This is a genomic window from Marinobacter alkaliphilus (assembly GCF_055394375.1).
Map to the genome: position 1 here is coordinate 3240191 of NZ_AP043751.1, position 13651 is coordinate 3253841.

Annotated in this window: 15 protein-coding genes and 1 tRNA gene; 8 read left to right on the plus strand and 8 right to left on the minus strand. The window is 56.8% G+C overall.

What is annotated here, in order from left to right; all coding sequences use genetic code 11:
• Window positions 1–2: 2 nt before the first annotated feature.
• On the minus strand, window positions 3–986 hold the full coding sequence (locus ACZ5Q2_RS14770; protein WP_061331048.1) for a zinc-dependent alcohol dehydrogenase: 984 nt from the start codon (window positions 984–986) through the stop codon (window positions 3–5).
• A gap of 111 nt (window positions 987–1097) precedes the next feature.
• Between ACZ5Q2_RS14770 and ACZ5Q2_RS14775 the strand changes: the two genes are divergently transcribed.
• The 5 genes from ACZ5Q2_RS14775 (at window position 1098) to ACZ5Q2_RS14795 (ending at window position 5265) form a co-directional block, all read left to right on the plus strand.
• A complete protein-coding gene (locus ACZ5Q2_RS14775; RefSeq protein WP_061331047.1) occupies window positions 1098–1832 on the plus strand; it encodes a CDP-alcohol phosphatidyltransferase family protein in 735 nt (244 codons plus the stop codon).
• Complete coding sequence (locus ACZ5Q2_RS14780) at window positions 1822–2412, plus strand: YceI family protein (RefSeq protein ID WP_230715248.1); 591 nt, start codon at window positions 1822–1824, stop codon at window positions 2410–2412. Before ACZ5Q2_RS14775 ends, ACZ5Q2_RS14780 begins: the two co-directional genes overlap by 11 nt.
• Window positions 2413–2549: 137 nt before the next feature.
• On the plus strand, window positions 2550–4046 hold the full coding sequence (locus ACZ5Q2_RS14785) for a hypothetical protein (protein WP_230715250.1): 1497 nt from the start codon (window positions 2550–2552) through the stop codon (window positions 4044–4046).
• Window positions 4047–4182: 136 nt separating this feature from the next.
• The gene (locus ACZ5Q2_RS14790; protein ID WP_230715252.1) at window positions 4183–5133 is read left to right on the plus strand and encodes a DMT family transporter; all 951 of its coding nucleotides are present in this window, start codon (window positions 4183–4185) and stop codon (window positions 5131–5133) included.
• Window positions 5134–5188: 55 nt separating this feature from the next.
• Window positions 5189–5265 (plus strand) — tRNA-Val (locus tag ACZ5Q2_RS14795).
• A 76-nt stretch (window positions 5266–5341) separates the two neighbouring features.
• Here the strand turns inward: ACZ5Q2_RS14795 and ACZ5Q2_RS14800 are convergent.
• Both ACZ5Q2_RS14800 and ACZ5Q2_RS14805 read right to left on the minus strand, forming a co-directional pair.
• The gene (locus ACZ5Q2_RS14800) at window positions 5342–5515 is read right to left on the minus strand and encodes a DUF2897 family protein (RefSeq protein WP_230712445.1); all 174 of its coding nucleotides are present in this window, start codon (window positions 5513–5515) and stop codon (window positions 5342–5344) included.
• A 10-nt stretch (window positions 5516–5525) separates the two neighbouring features.
• Window positions 5526–6452 (minus strand): ROK family protein, encoded by a 927-nt coding sequence (locus tag ACZ5Q2_RS14805; protein WP_230712447.1) that lies wholly within the window; start codon window positions 6450–6452, stop codon window positions 5526–5528.
• A gap of 103 nt (window positions 6453–6555) precedes the next feature.
• On the opposite strand from ACZ5Q2_RS14805, the gene ACZ5Q2_RS14810 reads away from it, so the two are divergent.
• On the plus strand, window positions 6556–7362 hold the full coding sequence (locus ACZ5Q2_RS14810) for an RluA family pseudouridine synthase (protein ID WP_230712449.1): 807 nt from the start codon (window positions 6556–6558) through the stop codon (window positions 7360–7362).
• 252 nt (window positions 7363–7614) lie between these two features.
• The gene (locus tag ACZ5Q2_RS14815) at window positions 7615–8448 is read left to right on the plus strand and encodes a vWA domain-containing protein (RefSeq protein ID WP_061331038.1); all 834 of its coding nucleotides are present in this window, start codon (window positions 7615–7617) and stop codon (window positions 8446–8448) included.
• Window positions 8449–8526: 78 nt separating this feature from the next.
• Here the strand turns inward: ACZ5Q2_RS14815 and ACZ5Q2_RS14820 are convergent, their stop codons facing one another.
• Genes ACZ5Q2_RS14820 through dapA form a run of 5 tightly spaced genes read right to left on the minus strand, consistent with a single transcriptional unit; the run spans window position 8527 to window position 13108 of the window.
• Complete coding sequence (locus tag ACZ5Q2_RS14820) at window positions 8527–9534, minus strand: NAD-dependent epimerase (RefSeq protein ID WP_061331037.1); 1008 nt, start codon at window positions 9532–9534, stop codon at window positions 8527–8529.
• A gap of 50 nt (window positions 9535–9584) precedes the next feature.
• Window positions 9585–10313, minus strand: coding sequence for a TIGR04219 family outer membrane beta-barrel protein (locus ACZ5Q2_RS14825; protein WP_061331036.1), 729 nt, complete (start codon window positions 10311–10313; stop codon window positions 9585–9587).
• Window positions 10314–10342: 29 nt separating this feature from the next.
• Window positions 10343–11056 (minus strand): phosphoribosylaminoimidazolesuccinocarboxamide synthase, encoded by a 714-nt coding sequence (purC, locus tag ACZ5Q2_RS14830; RefSeq protein WP_061331035.1) that lies wholly within the window; start codon window positions 11054–11056, stop codon window positions 10343–10345.
• 44 nt (window positions 11057–11100) lie between these two features.
• On the minus strand, window positions 11101–12195 hold the full coding sequence (gene bamC, locus ACZ5Q2_RS14835) for an outer membrane protein assembly factor BamC (protein ID WP_061331034.1): 1095 nt from the start codon (window positions 12193–12195) through the stop codon (window positions 11101–11103).
• A 34-nt stretch (window positions 12196–12229) separates the two neighbouring features.
• Entirely contained in the window at window positions 12230–13108 is an 879-nt protein-coding gene (dapA, locus tag ACZ5Q2_RS14840) for a 4-hydroxy-tetrahydrodipicolinate synthase (protein ID WP_061331033.1), read from the minus strand.
• A gap of 74 nt (window positions 13109–13182) precedes the next feature.
• Between dapA and ACZ5Q2_RS14845 the strand changes: the two genes are divergently transcribed.
• Window positions 13183–13650 carry a peroxiredoxin gene (locus ACZ5Q2_RS14845; protein ID WP_061331032.1) on the plus strand — a complete coding sequence of 156 codons (468 nt, stop codon included), beginning with the start codon at window positions 13183–13185 and terminating at the stop codon, window positions 13648–13650.
• Window position 13651: the final 1 nt, after the last annotated feature.

A 13651-nucleotide genomic window follows, 5' to 3' on the forward strand; every position in this document is an offset into this window, starting at 1 on the left:
CCTCAGGAATAGGTAATTCGATGGCAGAGCGCATCCCCTGCTGGTGATAATAAAGTGCTGGCAACCGCAGGAAGTTCGTCAAACCGGGATTCGCCGCTGATCAGGTTGTCCAGCTCAGGCGCTCTGAGCAACTGAAGGGCAAGCTCAAGCCGCCGTGCATAGTTCCACCGGGGCTGTCTGCGTGGCGGAATCTGCCCTACCTGGCTGGATTTAAGTTCAAGGCGGTTAGGATGAAAGGCATGGCCAAGGGGAACCGTGACCGGTTCGTTGCCATACCAGCTAAGCTCCACAATGCGAGCTTCCGGCCCGGCCATGGACAGGGCTGATGATAACCCCTCGCTCCGGCCGGATGAATGAATCACCAGATCGCAATCACGGGCCGAGGCCTCAGTTGTGAACGGAATCTCCAAAGCCTTGGCAATGTCAGCCCTGGACTCATTGGTATCGACGGCCAGCAGCTGGGTGCCGGGAATCTGTTTGACCAGCCAGGCCACCAAAAGCCCGACTACCCCCAGGCCAACCACGGCAACCCGGTCGCCTACAGCGGGCTCGGCATCCCAGAGACCGTTAATGGCGGTCTCCATATTGGCAGCAAGAATGGCGCGCCCCGGCGGCAGATCGTCTGGCAGTACGGTGACGGCACTGGCCGGCACGCGGTAGTGCCGCTGATGGGGGTAGAGGCAAAATACCCGCTTACCCATAAGGTGCTCTGGCCCGTCCTGCACTTCGCCAACATTGGCATAGCCATACTTGACCGGAAACGGAAACTGGCCCTCCTGAAAGGGCGCGCGCATTCGAAGGTATTCGTCCTGTGGAACCCGATTATTGAATACCAGTGATTCCGTGCCCCGGCTGATCCCGGAATACAGCGTGCGCACGGTGACGATCTCTGCCCCGGCACCGTCAGGCCATCCCAGAGTCGCCGGCCGAAGCTCCCCCTGGCCCGGGGCAGTCACCCAGAACGCCTGATTCCCTGATGACGTCATAAACAGTCCATTCTCTTGTTATCTCCGTAAGCAAAAGCATCTACCCCAAACTATAGTCATAGAACGGGGCCTAACACACGTACCAGTCAGGCTATACGGAAACGCTCGGATATGGATTCGATTCGCCCGGCAACATTTCAGATTCCTGCCGCTGTGAGGGAGCTTGGTTGGGCTGCCCTACTGCTGTTTTTCGTGTTGCTGTCAGTGCACGAATGGTTCAGCCCTCCCGGCTGGTTCGGTCTGCTGGCGATTTTGATTTTTGCTACCCAAGGCGCCTTGATACTGACTCGATGGCCAGCCAGACAAAACTTCGGCTGGGCAAACCGCACTACCCTGCTTCGATCCATCCTGGTCGTTTCCCTGGTGGCCTGGGCACCGTTTCTGCCAGCTGCCGATTCTTCCGCGTTGTGGATTTACGGCGTGGCCTGCCTTATTGCGCTGATCCTTGATGGCGTGGATGGCAAGGTGGCCCGGGCCACCAACAGCAACAGTGAGTTCGGCGCCCGGTTCGACATGGAACTGGATGCTTTGTTTATCTTCGGCTTATGCGTTGCCACGATGGCTATCGGTAAGGCCGGGCCGTGGGTATTGATGCTTGCCCTGATGCGTTACGCGTTCCTGGCCGCCAGCCATTTCCTGACGTGGCTCAACCAACCGCTGCCGGACAGTTTCCGGCGCAAAACCGTATGCGTATGGCAGGTTGTTACGCTGATGATCGCCATACTTCCCCCTACCCCCACCGGGTTTGCCGGCACCACACTGGCCATGGCACTGGCCCTTCTGGGTTGGTCGTTTGCGCTGGATGTTCGCTGGCTCTACCAAAGGAGACACTATCATGAAAACTAAACTCGCCACCGCAACCCTGGCAGCCACCCTGCTCTCCACCGCGCCGCTGCTGCAGGCAGAACCAACCAGATTCCAGGTGGACGATGAGCACTTCTCCATGGTCTTTGAGGTGATGCACATCGGCTACGCCCCGGTCATGGGCATGTTTCGCGAGGTGAAAGGCGAATTCGTCTATGACGAACAGACCGGGGAGCTGTCATCCGGTGAACTGGCCTTCAAGGCGAACAGCGTATTCAGCAATCACGGTAAACGGGATGATCACCTGCGCAACAAGGATTTCCTGAACACAAGAAGACACAAGGACATCACCTTTACCGTCACCGGCTTCGAACGCACGGGAGACAACACAGGCATCGTCACCGGCGATCTCACGCTTCTGGGCAAGACCAACCCGGTGGATGTGGATGTCACCCTCAACAAGGCTGACGTATACCCCTTCGGGCACGAAGAATACACACTCGGCCTCAGTGCGTCGGCCGTGATCAAGCGAAGCGATTGGGGTATGACTTACGGAATCGACGAAGGCATGGTCGGTGACGAGGTAGTACTGCGTTTTGCCTTTGAGGCGATCAAGGACTAACCCAATACGTGAAAGCGGTCACACTTTAGGGTGAAAGTGGCGCATTGTCGGACAAGTTTCATGCCGGTTACGACAAAACTGGCTATGGTTACTCTTTAACCAAAAGCAATGAAATAACAATAAGAAGGTGATTCTACATGCCTTACAAGGCACTGATGGCCACCGCCGTAGTGGTGGCCAGTGTTTCAGGTACTGCCTGGCTGTTATCCGCAGAAAACGACGGTAAGTTCAGGTGGCTGCCTTTCGGCAGCCACCAGGATCATCAGGAAGCCAACGCCATGGCGAGAGACCGCACGCCACAGGCAAATGAGGCAAATGCTTCAAACTCTCCTGCGCCCTCTGACAACGCCCTGGGGTTCATGCTCGCCAGCGTTGCAGACGACTACCAGCGAAGCGCCCGCTACCCCGACTACTCGGTACCATTGACCACCGCCCAGGCTGAAGCTTACCAGGGTAACCGGTACCACCCGGTTGAATTGCCACTGGAAGACGACGGCCGCTTCATCGTGACACTCGACAAATTCCGCTTTACCCAGGGTGAGCCCATTCTTGTGGTGGCGTCCCTGAGTGGCCGGCAAGTGTTCGGCGACACTCTCTCGGCGACACTCGAATCGGCCACCAAAAGGGACAAGGCCGACTCAGCCGACCTGCCTGCCACGGAAGACAGCGGCTACTACCAGGGAACAATCAGCTCCGATCATGAGCCAGGCGAATACCGGCTGATTGTGGAGGCCAGGGTTGATGGAAGGCCAGTCCGGCATGTGTCGTCTCTCTCCATTGAACCTGATCTCGGCGACTTCGGTGGTATCGACTCACCCTATGTGTCCGGCAATGACCTGGTAATCCCGGTCCGTTTCGATCCGGACCATGCCGGCTACTATGCGCTCCATTCCACCGGTGACCTGGTTACCCGTCACCTTCTGGAAAACCAGGCTCGCTGGCTTCAATCCGAGGGCCTGCAACCGCTGAAAATCCTCGCGGTCATGGATCTTGCGGGGGCTGGCGGCGGTACTGAACTGGCCGACCTGGCGGTCAGCATCGCCTATAACGACAGCTGGTATAACTGGCCGGTAAAACAAGCGGTGCGTGCGTTCACCGGGATTGATCCCCAGCCCGACAACCTGGGCGTGGTCAATGACCTGCAAACCAACACCGCCCGCAACCTATCGGTAGGCCCCACGGCTATTCCCCGGCTGCGCTTCGTAGGCGGCGGCTCGTCCTACGGAGGCATTACCAAACCCTTCATTGCCGGCACAGATGACGGCGTGGTACCCACCCACTCCGCCTGCGGCGCCACCACCGCCAGCGGCATAGACTCGTGCTCCAACAGCATCAGTCTGGCGGGCAAGGTAAGCGGGCAGAATGGTCCTTCTGGCCTTTATTACAATCACTACCCGATTCTGATGAGCGAAGGCGCCAACCACAGTGCCGTGAAGGACACCCAGACCGGCAACATCTCCGTGCCGGTGGTGAACAACACTGTGCTCAATGGCCTGCAGATCGACTTTGCCAGCCGCACCTACAACCAGCGGGCCTGGTGGCAGCTTTGGGGCTCCGGTGACCAGTATGTCGAGGTCCCCAACTCCAACCAGACCAGCATGTCCAACCTGCTGTATACCACGCTCAACAACTGACACTACGGTTGTTGGCCGGGCTCAGGGATGAGCCATCTCCCTCCCTCTCGGTTTTCGCTGCTTTCTTTTTTAATTCGCAAACTATAGATTTATCCCTCCTTGCACCTCACTCTGCCTGACCGGAGCCAGTTTCTTGATGTCTGACGCTCACAAATCCGATCTGTTACTGGTTGTCGTTACCCTCCTGGCCGCGATCAGCTGGATGTTTTCTAAAGAAGCCGTACTGATGATGCCACCGTTGATGTTCATGGCGGCCCGGTTTCTGATCGCCGGCGGCGTGTTGGCGCTGATTGCGCTGCCGGCCCTGCGCCGGTTGGATGCCGACCAGGTGAAACGGAGCATGGGCGTCGGCCTGGTGTTTGGCATTGCCATGAGCTGCTGGATACTGGGCCTGTTCCATGGCGACAGCATGGGTGAAGGCGCGTTTCTCACCAGTCTTGGGGTTGTGATTGTGCCAATCATAGCCCGCGTGGTATTCGGTGAATCCCAGCCTCTGAGTACCTGGCTTGCCATTCCGATTGCGGTGGCGGGCCTGGCCCTGCTGTCCCTTGAGAACGGTTTCCGGCCAGACCCCGGACAGCTGTACTTCGTTGTGGCCGCGTTTATCTTTGCGCTTTACTTCACGCTCAACACCCGGGCCGCCAATCAGCGAACGGTCACCAATAAACGGGGCGATACCATCGAGAAGCGCAAGGTGCCGGCACTGCCCCTGACCGCCCTGGCACTGCTGACAGTGGGCCTGGTTACCCTGGTGGAGTCCGCTATCAGCGAGCCCTGGGTACCCACTCTCAATAACCCGCCGCCGATTCTGATAGTTTGGGTACTGGCCAGTGCCATCGTCGGCACAGCCGGGCGCTTTCTGCTGCAGACCTATGCACAGAGCCTTTCAGTACACAGTCACGGTGTGGTGATTCTGGTGCTGGAACCGGTATGGGTGGCCCTGTTTGCCGCAGCCTGGTTCGGAGAGACCATGTCGGCGCTGCAATTGGCGGGGTGTGGACTGATTTTCATGGCTCTGCTGGTAAACCGATGGGGCGCTCTGAGCCGCGCTATTAAAGGCTTCCTGAAACCGGCAAAAACTGCCTGAAAGAGGTTGACCAAGGGGAACGAAATCCGTATATTTCCACCCCGTTGCAGGACACAGGACCATAGCTCAGTTGGTTAGAGCGCTACCTTGACATGGTAGAGGTCCCCAGTTCGAATCTGGGTGGTCCTACCAATTCTGCAAAGAAAGTCAGTTATTTACGGGCCTCGTGAGAACTGGCTTTTTTTATGCCTGCGCGAACCGTCGCTGATTACCAGTCATCCTTTTCCTGTTTTTCCTTCTCTTCCAGCTCCGCTTGTCGTTTACGGATTTTTTCCAGCTTGTGTTCGGGAATTTTCATATTGCTGCTGTCTCTGAGTAGCAGAAGACTGCCGATAACCATGCCGAAGGCGAGCAGGATAAATATCCATCCTATTGCGGGCATCGTGTTCTCCTTATGCTGGATCTGTTTCCTGGGCAGCCAACCACGCTGCCCCGCGCACGCCACTGGAATCGCCGTGTATCGCTGGCCGGACCCGGGTTGAGCATTCGCCACCGAAAACATACTGCGGCAGCCGCCCCGGCAAGGATTGGTAGAGTTCCGGCACGTTACTCATGCCTCCGCCCAACACAATCATGTCTGGGTCCAGAAGGTTGATAACCGCGGCCAGGCCTTTGGCCAGATGCTCAATATAGAGGTCCAACGTAAAACGGCAGTCGCGGTCTCCCTGCCGAGCGCCAGCAACAATCTCCTGTGCCGAGGCTTTGTCGCCCCAGGATAGCCGATGGGTCAAGCTGAAGCCGGTACCAGACAGAAAGGTTTCGTTGCAGCCACGTCGGCCACAAAAGCAAGGGCGATCATCCAGCTCTCGCTGTGGTGTCCAGGGCAACGGGTTATGCCCCCACTCACCGGCCACACCATTGGGGCCCGTCAACAGCCATCGATCAATACTGATACCAGCACCACAACCGGTTCCCAGGATAGCCGCAAAAACCACCTCCACATTCTGACCTGCACCATCTGTGGCTTCCGATAATGCCAGGCAGTTGGCATCGTTGGTCAGGGCAACCGGTCGGCCGAGTAGCTGGCGAAGGTCATCTGCCATGGGCTTGCCATTGAGCCAGGTGGAATTGGCGTTCTTGATACGCCCGGTAACACCAGATACCGCTCCTGGAATACCAATGCCTACCGGTAAGCCGCGTTGGCTGGCATGTTGTTCAGCTCGTTCGATCAGTGATTTGATGGTAGCCAGGGTGGCCTGGTAGTCGCCGGCAGGCGTTGGCACCCGATGCCGAAAGTGCTCCTGGTGGTTCTCATCCAGCAGGATCACTTCCGTTTTGGTGCCTCCCAGATCAATACCGGTCAACCAGCGTTTGGACATTCGTAAAGATCGCCTTTGGTATCGGTTTGCTGCATAAACTGACTGCGCTTTTGGCTATAATCCCAGACTTTACCCATCCTAACCAGAGCGACCATCCCCGACCATGAGACGTACCCTGGACCTGAACGTTTCGGAATCCCAACTTGCCGTCGATGCACTCGCAGAGGCGTCGGGGCTCCCCAAACAGCGGATCAAGGATGCCATGGCCAAGGGTGCCTGCTGGTGGACCCAGAAGGGCAAGCAGGTTCGGTTGCGGAAAGCGAAGCGGGAGTTAAAGCCAGGCACCCGGATTCAACTGTTCTACGATGACCAGGTGCTGGGCCTCAAGCCGGACCAACCTGATCTGCTAGAAGACCTGGGGCGCTACAGCCTCTGGTACAAACCCCACGGCCTGTTAGCCCAGGGCTCACAATGGGGAGATCACTGCAGCCTGCTGCGCCTGGCAGAGGTTGCCCTGAGCAGGCCCTGTTTTCTCGTGCACCGCCTGGACGCCGATGCCGCCGGGCTGATGCTGGTAGCCCACGACAGTAAAGCAGCCGGAGCCCTGTCTCAACTGTTCTCCGGCCGCACCGTCACCAAAACCTACCGAGCGACAGTGACCGGCCAACTGAATGCGGATGACCTTGTCATCGACGCGCCACTCGACGGCAAGGAATCCCTGAGCCGCGTCACCACCCTGGCGATAGATCCCGAGGAAAACACCTCCGACGTACAGGTGCTTATCAAAACCGGGCGCAAACATCAGATTCGCCGGCATCTTGCAGGTATTGGCCACGCCATCGTCGGTGACAAGCTTTACGGCAGCCCCCACCCCTCCGGGCTTTGCCTGAAGGCCGTTCAGCTTCAGTTTGTTTGCCCACTGACCGGGAAAGCAAGAAACTTCAGCACCCCTTCGCAGGATTTTAACTAACGCTGTTGGTTACAGCCCCCGCAAAACAATGTCAGCTTTCTATACATATCAGATGCGTCATATCTGGGTTTTTCACCCGGGACCTGAAGAATACCTCGCCATCACAGTGCGTTAGGCTTGCTTGGAGCCTTGTGGCACATGCTATGCAGGGTTAACTGATGCCTGCATAGGTGTACCTTTCGGGAGTCAGCCGATATAGCAGTACGGTACGGATGCCCGCCTACAACACTCAGTCTGGATGAGGTAACGATAATGAAACTCAAGCGATTTCTTTCAGGTTTGATACTTTCGACGGCGGCCGCTATCACTCCGGTGCATGCCGCTCCCATCCTCAGCGACATTGTCTTTGTCGTTGACGAATCTGGCTCAATGGGAACTGTCCAAGCCAACCTTCGGGCTAATATCGGCCTCTTTGCCAGCATTCTTACCGGTACAGGCCAGGTTGACGCCCAGTACGGGCTGGTTGGCTACGGCGACAACGCAGTAGTACCACGCATGGTTACCGATCTCACCGATCCAGCCAGCTTTGCAACAGCAGCGCAGGGTCTAAAAATTAATGGTGGCACAGAGCCCGGTTACACCGCCACCGCCTTTGCCCTGAATGCCCTGGATGGCCAGAGTGATCTGTTTTCATTCCGGAGTAATGCCGTCAAGAACATCATCATTCTGACGGATGAACCATCCAATGGTGACTTCGCCTTCAGGGGCACGGCTGGAGGGTCTGCGGTCAATAGTTCGGTGCTGGATGGGCTCCTGACGTCTAATAACGCGCTCTATAACGGGGTTCTTCGAAACACGTCCACTGAGAATTCTTACAGGACCTTAATCGAAGATCATGGCGGAACCGTCTTTGACCTGAACCTGTTTAACACATCAAATCAAACGATTGTTCAGCAGTTCGTAACCGAGTTCGCGAACAAGAAACTTCAGGAAACCCTGGATTTCTGTCAACTGAACCCGATACACCCGGCTTGCCAGCCGTCGGCATCCGTGCCGGAGCCCTCTTCGCTTGCCCTGATTGGCCTGGGACTGTTGGGAATATTTACACGTTATCGCAGGCGCCCCGTGGCGTCAGTGGCGGTGTGAGTGCCTGAATAGTCGTATACCAACAAAAACAGCCAGCGTATTGCGCTGGCTGTTTTTGTACTGACGCTAACCCGGCTTCTACACCTTGTAGAAATCGCGATACCAGTCCACAAAGTTGGCGATGCCCTCTTCCACTGTAGTGTCGGGTTTGTAGCCTACGTCTGTGATCAAGTCATCCACATTGGCGTAGGTGGCCGGCACATCACCCGGCTGCAGTGGCAGCAGGTTCTTTTCCGCTTTCTTGCCCACACGCTCTTCAATGATTTCAATAAAGCGGGACAGCTCTACCGGGTTGTTACTACCGATGTTATAGATCCGGTACGGGCCTTTGCCGGTGCCAGGGTCCGGCTTCTCGCCAGACCAGTCCGGATTGGGTTCTGCCACATGGTCCAGGGTGCGGATAACACCTTCAACGATGTCGTCAATGTAGGTGAAATCCCGGCGGTGATGGCCATGGTTGAACACGTCAATGGGCTCACCGGCCAGGATCTTTTTGGTGAAGATAAACAGCGCCATGTCTGGCCGGCCCCATGGGCCGTAAACGGTGAAGAACCGCAGGCCAGTGGTGGGCAGGTTGTACAGGTGGCTGTAGGTGTGGGCCATCAGCTCGTTGGCCTTCTTGGAGGCCGCGTACAGGCTCAGGGGGTGGTCCACGTTGTCATGCACCGAGAACGGCATGGTTTCGTTGGCACCGTATACCGAGCTGCTGGACGCGTACACCAGGTGCTTTACATCGTTATGGCGGCAGCCTTCGAGGATGTTCATGAAGCCAACCAGGTTGGCGTCCACGTAAGCGTGGGGATTTTCAAGGGAGTAACGGACGCCGGCCTGGGCCGCCAGGTGCACTACCCTCTCGGGTTTGTGCTCTCGGAACAAGGCTTCCATTGCTTGTCTGTCCGCCACGTCCTGGCGCACTTCGGTGAATCCTGCCTTCCCGGTTAATCGGGCAAGCCGGGCTTCTTTTAGGTTTACGTCGTAATAATCGTTCACGTTATCCACGCCGATCACTTCATCGCCGCGATCCAGCAGTCGATGGGCCAGGTGTGAACCAATAAAGCCGGCGGTTCCGGTAACGAGGATTTTCAAGATCTGTTCTCCATGAAAAATGGCGCCCGGGGGCGCCTTTTAATGCTAACTCAGAATCGGAGGCCAGCGCTGACAAACGGGCCGCTGAGTTCGATATCCAGGTTGTCGTCGCCGTCCTCATAATCGAGAGATATCTGGCGATAGCCTGCCCGCAACTGCAGCAGCGACATTTCATACTGGCCATACACGTTGAAGTCATAGACCGAGTCGCCATCGTAGGAAATGGCGTTGGCGTCGCCACCCACAGACACGCCGGTGAAAGGCAGGTCAAAACGGGCGGCTACGTATACCAGGGGTAACACGGCGTCGGCCTTGGTTTCAGAGAACTGGCTGGTGTCGTTCCTGTTCTGAACAAGTAACTCGCCAGAGAAATCCCGAACGGTCAGGCCAAGATCCAGATTCACCCAGTTATCCAGGATTTCGTAGTACAGGGTCACGTCCAGCTGTTCCAGCTCCAGTTCGGAACGAACTGCACCAGAGACACCATCATAACCTGTGTTCAGCTGCCCATTACCACTCTGCTTCGTACGGGTATAAGCCAGCCGTACATTTGGCAGCACCGGAACCGGATGTTCGAAATACGCGGTGAGATTGGCGTTGGAATCGTTGCTGAGGTTCAGATCCCGCTCCAGATCGACCCGATCGTTGCCTTTGGAAGCTTCACCGGAATAGTCAGCGTCCCAGTAGCCAACCGTGGCGCCTACGCCCAGAATATCCGCGGAAACCACTGGAGCGGCAGCCAGCATGCTCGCGCCCATTACCATCATCAATTTACGCATATCACACCCGTTGTTGTCGGTTTTTATATTCAGTCGAACTGGATACCCAGACGACGCCCTACTTCTTCGTAGGTTTCAATCACTTCACCCAGGCCCTGGCGGAAGCGGTCTTTATCCATCTTTTTACGGGTTTCCTTATCCCAGATACGACAGCCATCCGGGCTGAATTCATCACCCAGGACAATCTGGCCTTCGCTGCGACCAAACTCCAGCTTGTAGTCCACCAGCAACATGCCGGCGTCATCAAACAGGGCTTTGAGTACGTCATTCACCTTGTAGGTGAGTTCTTTCATGCGCGCCAGTTCCTCAGCGCTGGCCCAACCAAAGCTGACCGCCAGTGACTCGTTCACCATGGGGTCGTGCAGGGCGTCGTTCTTCAGGAACAGCTCGAAGGTGGGTGGGTTCAGCTCCTGGCCCTCTTCCACGCCCAGTCGACGGCACAGGCTGCCGGCCGAGATATTTCGCACCACGCATTCCACCGGAATCATGTCGAGCTTTTTCACCAGGGATTCAGTGTCAGACAACAGCCCCTCGAAGTGGGTCGGTATGCCTGCTGCTTCGAGCTTGTCCATGATGAAGGCATTGAACTTGTTGTTCACCATGCCCTTTCGGTTCAGCTGTTCTTTCTTCTCGCCATCAAAGGCTGAGGTGTCATCCCGGAACACCAGTACAAAACGGTTCGGGTCGTCAGTGCGGAATACCGATTTGGCTTTGCCCGCGTATAGCTCTTCGCGCTTTTCCATTTAGATCTCCAAAATCGGACAGCGGCCTTGCCGGCCGCCCCGAATCAATACAGGTGTTCAAATAGTTGTGTGAGCAGGTCTGACGCGCTGTACTCACCAGTATAGCTATCCAGCCTCTCAGCTGTGACAAACAGGGCGTCTTCACGCTGTTCAACGTTCACGGTATGGGTATGGCGGGGTTCAGCCTTATTACTGAACCAGGAGAACCAGCCCGGGGTGCGTTCGTCTTCGGTACGGAAGTCCACGTGGAACCAACGCTCACTCCGGTTAAGGTCCTGGATGTCTGCGCCAATCTCCTCAAGGGAACGGTTCACTTCCGCCCAGGTGCGGCCGAAATCAAGCTCAACGCGCACAGCGACCGCCTGGTCATCTTCAGACAGCAGCCTCACCAATGGCTGGGCAATCATGCCCGATGCCGCCCGTGAGAACGACTTGCTGTCTTCACGCTGCTTCATGAATTCACCAAGCTCGGCCAACAGCGCTTCTTTCCTGCCCTGGGCGCGGGTGTCGGATTCCTGATCCGACTGCCAGGCAACGAGCCCGTCAGGCGCATCTTCAAGCTCCAGAATCCGTAGCCGGATTTCGGTGGTCTTGCGTCGAATGCCCGGAGCCAATCGCATCTGCAAAAGCACCCGGGGCTCCTTAGCGACCGGGTCATCAGCCAGCCCCAGCATGTCACGGCTGCGCTTGCTGAAGTTGGCCAGTTCACTCTGGAGGATACCCAACTGGGGGTTATCGTAAGCCACGCCAAGGCCGGCATCGTTCATCCAGGCACTGGCAACCGGCCACAAGCGGCCGGGCACTTCGTTGACCAGAAGCCAGACACGACCATCCAGTTCCTCGATCACGTAGTTCTGATCCAGAATTTCCGAGGTCATGTCCGGTGGGCGCGGGATGGAAGATGGAAACAACCGGCGTGAATCGTCCGTATTGATGCTCCGAACCGGCATGATCTGGCTCAACCTGGAATCGTCAGCCCCCTCAGGCACGTTGATTGGCTCGCCCTCCGGCGCGTGAACGTATCGCTGGGAGCGGTCTTCCAGGATGCCACACCCAACCAGGGTGCTGGCCAACAGGAGCCCGGCTAACGGCCGGAACAGGAATGTCTTGGTGTTACGGGCTCTTCCAGGAACCTGCATCGAGTTACTCCGGTAAAACGGGAATCGGTTGGCCTCAGAGAACACCTGAGGCCGTAAGTGCGTCTTCCACCTCGGCGTGGAACTTCTCGCTCAGCGGCGTCAGCGGCAGGCGAATGCCCTCACCGATCATCCCCATGCGATGCAGTGCCCATTTAACCGGAATCGGGTTGGCTTCCAGGAACAGCTTGCGGTTCAGCGGCATGAGCAGGTCATTCAAACGACGAGTCTCGGCTTCGTCACCTTTGATCGCCGCCTCACACAACTGTGACATGGCTTTGGGTGCCACGTTAGCGGTGACAGACACGTTGCCTTTGGCGCCGGCCAGCATCAGGTCTGCTGCGGTCGCATCATCACCGGAGTAGACCGCCAGGCGGCCGTCCAGGGCTTCGATCAGCTCGGCACCGCGGGGAATGTTCCCGGTAGCGTCTTTGATCGCCACGATATTGGGAATATCCGCCAGGCGAAGCACGGTTTCATTCAGCATGTCGCAAGCAGTGCGGCCAGGCACGTTGTAAAGCATCTGACTCATGCCCGGCACGGCCTCGGCAATGGCTTTGAAGTGCTGATAGAGACCTTCCTGGGTTGGCTTGTTGTAGTAAGGCACTACCAACAGGCAGGCGTCCGCCCCCAGTTTGTGGGCTTCAGACGTCAGTTCAATGGCTTCCCGAGTGCTGTTACCACCGGTGCCGGCGATAACAGGAATCCGGCCATCGACCCGTTTTATGATGTGGCCGATAACCCGACAATGCTCCTCGGGGTCCAGCGTTGCGGATTCGCCGGTGGTACCCACAGCAACGATGCCGTGCGTGCCGTTTTCAATATGAAAGTCCACCAGCTTGTCCAGATCCTCCCAGTGAATGTCACCGTTTGGATGCATGGGCGTGACCAGCGCGACAAGGCTACCCGTAATCATAAAAACTCCGTCCGAATAAAAGCGATATGGTAATGTTGGGCTCGAACTGACACAAGGGAATTAAAGGAGATGTCATGTCATCCGTAGCATTGAACCAACCCGTGCCCGATTTTGAAGCCGAGGCGACCGACGATCAGATTATCAGACTGGCCGACCTCCGGGGTAAAAACGTCGTCATCTACTTCTACCCGAAGGACAACACACCCGGATGTACCACCGAAGGCCAGGATTTCCGGGACAGGATGCCTCAGTTCAGCGAGCTTGATACCGAAATCTTTGGTGTATCCAGAGACGGGCTCAAGGCTCACGCCAATTTCCGGAGCAAGCATCAGTTTCCGTTCCACCTGATCTCGGACAAAGACGAGGCCCTGTGCAAGCTGTTTGATGTGATCAAACTGAAAAAACTGTACGGCAAGGAGCACCTGGGTATCGAGCGTAGTACCTTTCTGATCGACAAAGAAGGCATCCTGAGACGGGAGTGGCGTGGCGTTAAAGTAAACGGCCACACCGACGAGGTCCTGGAAGCCGTCAAGGCACTCTAAA

Bases quoted from the DNA above. Each gene is read 5' to 3' on its own strand.
- ACZ5Q2_RS14770 (WP_061331048.1), bottom strand. From the start codon at position 986: ATGACGTCATCAGGGAATCAGGCGTTCTGGGTGACTGCCCCGGGCCAG.
- ACZ5Q2_RS14775 (WP_061331047.1), top strand. From the start codon at position 1,098: ATGGATTCGATTCGCCCGGCAACATTTCAGATTCCTGCCGCTGTGAGG.
- ACZ5Q2_RS14780 (WP_230715248.1), top strand. From the start codon at position 1,822: ATGAAAACTAAACTCGCCACCGCAACCCTGGCAGCCACCCTGCTCTCC.
- ACZ5Q2_RS14785 (WP_230715250.1), top strand. From the start codon at position 2,550: ATGCCTTACAAGGCACTGATGGCCACCGCCGTAGTGGTGGCCAGTGTT.
- ACZ5Q2_RS14790 (WP_230715252.1), top strand. From the start codon at position 4,183: ATGTCTGACGCTCACAAATCCGATCTGTTACTGGTTGTCGTTACCCTC.
- ACZ5Q2_RS14800 (WP_230712445.1), bottom strand. From the start codon at position 5,515: ATGCCCGCAATAGGATGGATATTTATCCTGCTCGCCTTCGGCATGGTT.
- ACZ5Q2_RS14805 (WP_230712447.1), bottom strand. From the start codon at position 6,452: ATGTCCAAACGCTGGTTGACCGGTATTGATCTGGGAGGCACCAAAACG.
- ACZ5Q2_RS14810 (WP_230712449.1), top strand. From the start codon at position 6,556: ATGAGACGTACCCTGGACCTGAACGTTTCGGAATCCCAACTTGCCGTC.
- ACZ5Q2_RS14815 (WP_061331038.1), top strand. From the start codon at position 7,615: ATGAAACTCAAGCGATTTCTTTCAGGTTTGATACTTTCGACGGCGGCC.
- ACZ5Q2_RS14825 (WP_061331036.1), bottom strand. From the start codon at position 10,313: ATGCGTAAATTGATGATGGTAATGGGCGCGAGCATGCTGGCTGCCGCT.
- purC (WP_061331035.1), bottom strand. From the start codon at position 11,056: ATGGAAAAGCGCGAAGAGCTATACGCGGGCAAAGCCAAATCGGTATTC.
- bamC (WP_061331034.1), bottom strand. From the start codon at position 12,195: ATGCAGGTTCCTGGAAGAGCCCGTAACACCAAGACATTCCTGTTCCGG.
- dapA (WP_061331033.1), bottom strand. From the start codon at position 13,108: ATGATTACGGGTAGCCTTGTCGCGCTGGTCACGCCCATGCATCCAAAC.
- ACZ5Q2_RS14845 (WP_061331032.1), top strand. From the start codon at position 13,183: ATGTCATCCGTAGCATTGAACCAACCCGTGCCCGATTTTGAAGCCGAG.